Source organism: Bacillus sp. JJ722, assembly GCF_036963345.1.
Classification (GTDB): Bacteria; Bacillota; Bacilli; order Bacillales; family DSM-1321; genus Bacillus_AD.
On the sequence record NZ_JBALMO010000067.1, the window covers coordinates 1 to 4,174 of the forward strand.

At 33.7% G+C, this 4,174-nt stretch carries 5 protein-coding genes; 3 read left to right on the plus strand and 2 right to left on the minus strand.

Features of this window, described 5'->3' with window-relative positions; genetic code table 11:
- The 3 genes from mobV to V7014_RS09785 all read left to right on the plus strand — a co-directional run.
- On the plus strand, window positions 1-1,339 hold a 1,339-nt coding region (gene mobV, locus V7014_RS09775; protein ID WP_335506573.1), incomplete at its 5' end, for a MobV family relaxase.
- Window positions 1,340-1,629: 290 nt separating this feature from the next.
- A complete protein-coding gene (locus tag V7014_RS09780) occupies window positions 1,630-2,244 on the plus strand; it encodes a helix-turn-helix domain-containing protein (RefSeq protein ID WP_335506575.1) in 615 nt (204 codons plus the stop codon).
- Between the two features lie 191 nt (window positions 2,245-2,435).
- Window positions 2,436-2,657, plus strand: a complete 222-nt coding sequence (locus V7014_RS09785; RefSeq protein ID WP_335506577.1) for a hypothetical protein — start codon at window positions 2,436-2,438, stop codon at window positions 2,655-2,657.
- A 40-nt stretch (window positions 2,658-2,697) separates the two neighbouring features.
- On the opposite strand, the gene V7014_RS09790 is transcribed toward V7014_RS09785, so the two are convergent.
- The gene (locus tag V7014_RS09790; RefSeq protein WP_335506579.1) at window positions 2,698-3,030 is read right to left on the minus strand and encodes a 6-aminohexanoate hydrolase; all 333 of its coding nucleotides are present in this window, start codon (window positions 3,028-3,030) and stop codon (window positions 2,698-2,700) included.
- Window positions 3,023-3,259, minus strand: coding sequence for a helix-turn-helix transcriptional regulator (locus tag V7014_RS09795; protein WP_335506581.1), 237 nt, complete (start codon window positions 3,257-3,259; stop codon window positions 3,023-3,025). The genes V7014_RS09790 and V7014_RS09795 overlap by 8 nt, the downstream gene beginning before the upstream one ends.
- Window positions 3,260-4,174: the final 915 nt, after the last annotated feature.

Sequence of the window (4,174 nt, forward strand, 5' to 3'; positions counted from 1 at the left end):
AGCTGAACCCCCGAATATGAGCTTTGCTATTTTACATATGCAGAAACTAAAACAGCCTGATATCAAAGGGATTCAAATTCATAATCAAAGAGAGAAAGAAAGTCAGACAAATCCTGATATTGATGCAGAACGTTCGCATTTCAATTATGATTTGGTGAATCGTGAGCCTATTGATTATAACGAAAAGGTGAACAAGATGATTGCTGAAGGTGTGACAACTGGAAAAGCGATTAGGAAAGATGCGGTTAAGTTAGCTAGTTTTCTTGTTACATCAGATTCAGAATACTTTAAGACACTTTCAAGACCAGAAGAAAAACGCTTTTTTGAATGCGCTTATGAGTTTTTCGAAAAGGAATATGGTCAAAAGAATATAGCTTATGCAATGGTACATAAAGACGAGAAAACACCACATATGCATATTGGTTTCGTGCCGATCACTGAAGATGGTCGGTTAGCTGCGAAAGATTTTTTCGGTAAAAAACAACAGCTTGTAAAGCTTCAGGATAGCTTTCATGATTACATGGTTAAAGAAGGCTTTGATTTGGAGCGAGGTGTCTCATCAAGTCGTAAACACATAGAGACAGCGAAATATAAGGCTTTAACGTTTCAGCAGATGGAGAAGGAAGCTCAAGAGAAATACGAACGGACAATGGGCCATATTCAAAAAATTGATGATAAGACGAAATCCATTGAAAACATTGAAGCTAAAAAGGTTCTTGGACTTGTTGGAATGAAAGAACAGGATTATAAGAGCCTAGTAGATTATGCTACACAAGGAATTGCTTATCAGCTTCAAACAGAGAATTTGCAAAAGGTACTGAATAAAGCTCAAAAAGAGAATATGCAGCTAAAAAAAGACATGCAAATCGGACAAGATAAAGTTCGCTATTATTACAAAGATATTGAAGAGAATTTAGATAAACTGGCGGAGAAAAAAGCAATAGATAAAGTAAATCAAATAGATTCTGTGAAAAATTATAGTGATTTGATAGAGAAGTATAACGGATTGGTTCGTAAATATAATCGTCAATTAAGTGAAAAGAAAACATTACAGCAACAAATAGTAGATTATCAAAAAGAGAATCGAGAACTGAAAATAGAAAATGGGCAATTGAAGAATAAAGTCTTACAGATTAGCAAAGAGTTTTCTGTTTTTAAAGAGCGAGTAACAAAGGTTTTATATGCTCAGATTGACCGAGTTAAGACGTTTTTAAAAATAAATGATGTAGATCAAAACAAAATTAAATTCCTAGATGATAAGCGAGATAAATTTGTCCAGGACTCATTAGGAAAATTGGAAAAACCTCAAAGACAAATAGGGATAGAGATGGAACGATAATGAAATTGTATCAACATTGAATCGACACACACCTGTTTTCATATCGACAGTGAGTCTACAGTGGATACATACTGAGTCGACATCCCCAATCTCTTGATATATTTGAAGTTTAATCAATTGTGAATCTGTTATAATTATTTTTATTAGAACGAGAAAAACCGCCCTATGTCTTGGCTGGACAGGCGGTTTCTCATATCAAGGTTGGAACTAACCTTAATTATCATGTTTTATTTAAGTGTATTCTAACATAAAAAGGTTAATTCCTTCCACAAAAGGGAGAGAATTAGTTAATGGCAAAAGTTGTAGATTTTGAACAAGCTGAAAAAAATGCTAGAAAACGAGATTTAAGAAATCAAAAAGAGCAATTTAAGCAAGATCATCATGGTGTTAGTGAAGATGAATTTCAAAAAGCATTAGAAATTATGAGCAAAGCTACTGGTGGAAAAGAAATAGGAGTTTATACAAAACGTTCTCCCCAGTCAAAAGTGAGGTTTGTTCAATTGATTCAAGATAATTGGAATTATGCCTTAGAAAATGGCTTTTTCACTGATGAAGAAATGTTATTTTTGATGCGTATTCAACGATTTTTGCAGTTTAAAAGCAATTGTATCGTAGATGATATTCATTCACGAAGTGCAGTTCCTATGACACAAAAGGCACTTGCTGAAAAGCTAGGAACAAGTTCTCCTAAAGTTAGTAGAATTGTAAATAGCCTTGTTGAAAAAGGAGTTATAGTAAAAGCTAATGGACATAAACCTGAAGGTGTAAAGGCACGTACATATGCCTTATTTATAAATCCAAATATTATTTATAGTGGTGAACGTGATAACGTTGAAACAACTTTAAAAGCTTTATTTACAAATGCCAAACCATTACTAAAAGACTTTCCAATAGCCCTTTTTTAAGGGCTATTTTTTATTTTTTAATAGTTACCTAATTCGGTAACTAAAGTTATCTAATTCGGTAACTATTAAAACTATTATAAACCCTTGATATAACAACATTTTTTACTAGTTTAATAGTCAATTTACTCTCACTCTCTATATAAGGGCTTTTCTCCATACAAGATATATAATTTTATAAATGAGGTGATGTAATGCAAATAGGAGATGTTGTAACACATCGTACTAAAGGTATTTATGGGGTTGTACAGCATTCTACATTTGGTGTTTCAATTCATGTTTTGCATGAAGATCAAGATCCACCAGCACTTGAAAAAACAGTAGGAATGCCTGTTAAAGAAGCTTTGAAAGATTGGGAAGTTATTCAATGTCCTGAAGATTATATTGTGACTTATTCAGGATTAAAAAAAGAGTAGAGCTACAGTAGCTTTACTCTTTTTGATTTATATTATCTTGTTAGTTTTTAAATTCTTTTCTATATAGTCCATAAGCATAAATTGCTCCAATTAAATATACAAAACTGTTAAATAGTAAAAAGAACTGACGAAAATATTCAATATTACTATCAACTAAGGAAATAAATGAGCTATTCATAATTAATTGGGTAAGAAACATACAAGAAATAATTTTAAAATAAATACCATTTGTTCTTTCATCAGGTCTACCAAATTTTTTGCAGATAATGAAAAGTACAATCAATGAACCTAAAGATATAATCGTTATAATTCCTACAGTAATATTGAAATTTTGTGTGCTTTCTAACATCCATTTATTTAATACATCAATCATTATTATCATCCTCTCTTATATAAGAAAATATTTTATTGATATCAACCTCAAAATAATTTGCAATTCGAAACGCTAACACTAGTGAAGGTGAGTAATTGTTCTTTTCCATTACAAATATTGTCTGCTTAGAAACTCCAACAGCATCAGCCAAATCTTTTTGCGACATTCTTTTTAACACTCTATATTCATACACTTTATTTTCTACGGAGTCACCAAATTTTTCTTTCATAGCTAACATCTTCCTTTCTGCCTTTCTTGATTTTTATATTAAACCTATATTTCAAAAAAGTAAAGTTTAATTATACAGAAAATAAATATTTTTTTATAAAAGTAAGAATTTATATAATAAATAGGGCTTTTCTCCATACAAGGTTCGGGTAGTATTTTTTGAGAACCCCACTCAAAAAATCTCCACCCTTTACCCCTTGTATTCCGAAATTCGGTAGGTATGGGCATGTCGCCAAGCCGAACAAACCCAAAACGAGAATAATTAGGTATCGGCTTGCTCTGACTATTGTACCTACCGAATCGCCCGATCTATCGTTCTAAACAAATATCTTAGACTTTATATAATGACGTCTATGGGGCTAGCCCCAAACCCCATCCCGCCTCACACCCCAAAACAAGGAGAAAAAAATCTATAAAGATTGGTCTCTTTTAATTCCGAAATAGCCCTGAGGGCTTCATATTTGGATTCTAAGGGTCTTGTTTTGTTTTTGTCTCAGTTAACTTAGGTGGTAACCATAAAATCGAATAGAGGGCGATTTATGGCGTCTGTCAACGGTACCGGACCGAAGGGAGGATAAGGAGTTGATAGATTTACTTCACCAAGACCCTCTTGGTGTCTCAAAAGGCAACACCTTTTGAGCTGCCTACCGGCGAGGGAGCCCCTCAAAGAGTGAGGGGTTGGGGAGTTTGATTAGGGGGTCTGGGGAAGAGTTCCCCAGTGGGTTTGGGCAACGCCCAAGGTTTAGTTTTTGCCATGTTATACATGGCTCGGCAAAGCCGAAAAGCCTCGCAGAGCACATGGAACTTTGCTTGCAAAGTGTAGTGTGCTACACTTCTTTTAACCTATCGATTTTTAAGAAGGAGCTGAACCCCCGAATATGCTACACTTCTTTTAACCTATCGATTTTTAAGAAGG